Here is a 387-nt window from a genome sequence, read left to right on the forward strand (position 1 = left end):
GTGTCTTCGGACTGGAGTTTTGAGAGACTCATCAATACCGTCTTCCGACGCTACTGATTGTTTCAAATTTTCAGCTTGTTCCAGATTGTTAAAGAGCAATTATTGCTAAACCGGCTGACAAACCCGCTTAGCAATAAGGCCGGCACCGTCTTTCACCCAATACCCCGAGCAAAGTGGCGTCCCCTAGGGGATTCGACCCCCTGTTACCGCCGTGAAAGGGCGGTGTCCTAGGCCTCTAGACGAAGGGGACTCAAAGTCTCTTCGCAGACGCTTGCTCGTCTTACAGTCATCAGACAATCTGTGTGAACACTCACATTTCACCATCGCAGGTTAAGGAGGTGATCCAACCGCAGGTTCCCCTACGGTTACCTTGTTACGACTTCACCC

The 387-nt window shown here is 50.9% G+C and carries 1 tRNA gene and 1 rRNA gene; both read right to left on the minus strand.

The features are described from left to right. Positions 1-174: 174 nt before the first annotated feature. Positions 175-250, minus strand: a tRNA-Glu gene (locus tag Xbud_RS19400). Between the two features lie 81 nt (positions 251-331). After that, a 16S ribosomal RNA gene (locus tag Xbud_RS20275) occupies positions 332-387 on the minus strand; the annotation flags it as partial.

Origin of the sequence: Xenorhabdus budapestensis, assembly GCF_002632465.1 — a bacterium.
In the GTDB taxonomy this organism is placed as follows: Bacteria; Pseudomonadota; Gammaproteobacteria; order Enterobacterales; family Enterobacteriaceae; genus Xenorhabdus; species Xenorhabdus budapestensis.